We start from the raw sequence: 2,629 nt of genomic DNA, 5'->3' as shown, positions 1-2,629 counted from the left end.
CTGTTTTAGCGTCAAAGATTTGTTGAGAGATTACCATTTGTTCCATTTCTTCAAGGGAAACATGCAGTAGTTCCACAAACTCATCCTCGTCTAGTTCAGCTGGTTTCTCCATTTTCACTATATTTTCTGCCAAGTATAGGTGTATAATCTCATCAGCAAATCCAGGTGAAGTTGCAAAAGATTGTATATACTTCAGATTACTACAAGTATAGCCTGTCTCCTCTTCAAGCTCTCGCATTGCTGTAAGTTCTGGGGCCTCATTAGGCTCGATTTTACCTGCAGGTATTTCAATAATAGACCGTTCCAAAGCTTTTCTATACTGTTCCACTAAAATAATCTTCTTATCGTCAGTCACTGCGATTACTGCAACTGCGCCCGGGTGCTTCACAATCTCTCTCTTACCTTGTTTCCCATCAGGTAATAAAACATCATCTACCTGTAATGTAATAATTCGACCTGTGTATTTTAAATCAGTTTTAACTGTTTTTTCCTCAAATTTTTTCATTAATTTTCTTCCTCTCATTTGAATCTATCTAATTCTCATTGTACCATGTAGGAAAGGAAGTGATAATCTTGGAAAAAAGACAATTAGGAAAAAGTGAAATCTCTATTTCAGAAATCGGACTTGGTTGTATGTCACTACCCACGAACATTACAGAAGCCGAAAAGATTATTCAAACCGCAATGGAACACGGTATTACGTATTATGACACGGCAGATTTGTACGACCGTGGAGAAAACGAAAAGATTCTGGGGAGTCTTTTAAAACCTCATCGACAGGACATAGTTATTGCCTCTAAGGTCGGCAATCGACTAAACGAAAATGGTGATGGCTGGCATTGGGATGCCTCAAAAGAATGGATTCAAACGGCGATACATGAATCCCTAAAACGCCTTCAAACAGATTATATTGATGTATACCAGCTACATGGTGGGACAATGGAAGACAATGTGGATGAAGTAATCGATACTATGGAATCTCTAAAAAAGGAAGGCCTAATTAGAGAATACGGCATCTCTTCTATCAGACCGAATGTTATTAATCGCTTCCTACAAAGAAGCAATGCAGTATCGGTTATGATGCAATATAGTTTACTAGATAGAAGACCAGAGGAGTGGTTACACTTACTGGAACAAAACGAGACTACCCTGCTTAGTAGAGGCTCGCTTGCAAAAGGAATGCTCACCGAAGATGAAGGTCTTATTCGTGCTAAAAAAGCGGGCGACTACCTCTCTTATACGAACAAGGAACTACTAGACACTATAGGTGAACTAAAATCACTAGATGCATCGCTCACTAGCATTGCCCTTCACTATGTCCTTCAAAATAGTGCTGCCATCGTAGGAGCGAGCTCACCTGAGCAACTATTAGAAACGATCGAGGCGTATCAAGCTAAGATACCTGATGACTTACTAGCAAAAGCCTCTGAACTAACTAAAAAATCTACTTATACAGAGCATCGAATATAAAAATAGCACTAGGCTCCTTGAATTTATTCCAAATCAAGGAGCTTTTCTTATGGAAATGGAGGATTATCGTAAATAATTGGTCGATTGTCGTAAAGCAGCTTCTGATTGTAGGAAACCACTTGGTCATTGTAGTAATCCAGTGGGTTATTGTAGTAATCCTTATTTTTTCTGTAAAAAGCTTTTTGTCATAGCTACACGTTCTTGGACAGTATAATCTCCCTCTATTCGCAAAACAGGACAAGTCAATGTCTTCAACCAATCGTCGTGTAAGGCTCTACTTCTCACCTCCAATCCCGCATGATCATATAACCCAGCCCACTCCATAAATTCCTTGTATTGTTCGTGCTTGGGTCCACCTGCTAAAATATCATTTCCGTATCTTTGAAACTCTCTTTTCTCTAGTCTTTCTAATCTAATTTCTGAAGGAAGCCACAAAAAAATGACGACATCAAAATACTCTTTAAGCTCATCCCCCCAGCCACATAATGCTCCTGATAAAATCGAATTCTCTTCCTTTTTCAAATCTTTTTCTAATAGACTTTTTCGATCTCCTAACTCTCTAATAATTGTATATTTGATTTGCCAAAAATAATCATCTGTGTCCAAATGGGTACAGCAAAGTTTATCGGATAATGCTTTCGCTAAGGTAGTTGTCCCAGATCCAGAAGCACCAAATATATGTATCTTCACTAGCTACGTCAGCCTCCTTTTAGTTAGCTTACAAATTTCAAAAAATAAAAAATATTACCAAACTTGGGAAATATGTATAGGATTTATATTATACTAATTCTACTCCCTCTTAAAAAGCATTTATAACTAGTTGATTAAAAAGAAGCAGTAATAAAAAACCTATAAATTTGATTTTATGAAGAGTCACATTACTGATGAGGTTGGGAAAAAGTATTTTTCATTGATGGAAGCTAAGCGATATTTACCCACTTGGTGTGGATTTATTTATTTAGTTGGTAGACTAAGTTATATAAAGATGGATTAGAAACTGTGAATGAATTAAAAAATCTCATAAAATTGTTTGAAACCAAGGAAATCCATAGCATTACTAAGTAGTGTGAATGTTATACTTAAACAAAGTTTAGTTCAAAAAAGATGAATAATTAAAGGAGGAATATATGTGGATACAGGATTAAATATTATAGATATC

Annotated in this window: 3 protein-coding genes; 1 reads left to right on the top strand and 2 read right to left on the bottom strand. The window is 36.5% G+C overall.

The features are described from left to right. On the bottom strand, nt 1-505 hold a 505-nt coding region (locus AC06OU_RS16405), incomplete at its 3' end, for an NUDIX hydrolase (RefSeq protein WP_475857200.1). Between the two features lie 68 nt (nt 506-573). Between AC06OU_RS16405 and AC06OU_RS16400 the strand changes: the two genes are divergently transcribed. Beyond that, complete coding sequence (locus AC06OU_RS16400; protein ID WP_475857199.1) at nt 574-1,470, top strand: aldo/keto reductase; 897 nt, start codon at nt 574-576, stop codon at nt 1,468-1,470. A gap of 159 nt (nt 1,471-1,629) precedes the next feature. Here AC06OU_RS16400 and AC06OU_RS16395 read toward each other — a convergent pair whose 3' ends face one another. Next, nucleotides 1,630-2,160 (bottom strand): ATP-binding protein, encoded by a 531-nt coding sequence (locus AC06OU_RS16395; protein WP_475857197.1) that lies wholly within the window; start codon nt 2,158-2,160, stop codon nt 1,630-1,632. Nucleotides 2,161-2,629 lie beyond the last annotated feature (469 nt).

This window comes from Psychrobacillus sp., assembly GCF_056205495.1.
Note: the sequence above shows the minus strand (reverse complement) of the source record. Positions and strands in the feature narration are given on the sequence as shown.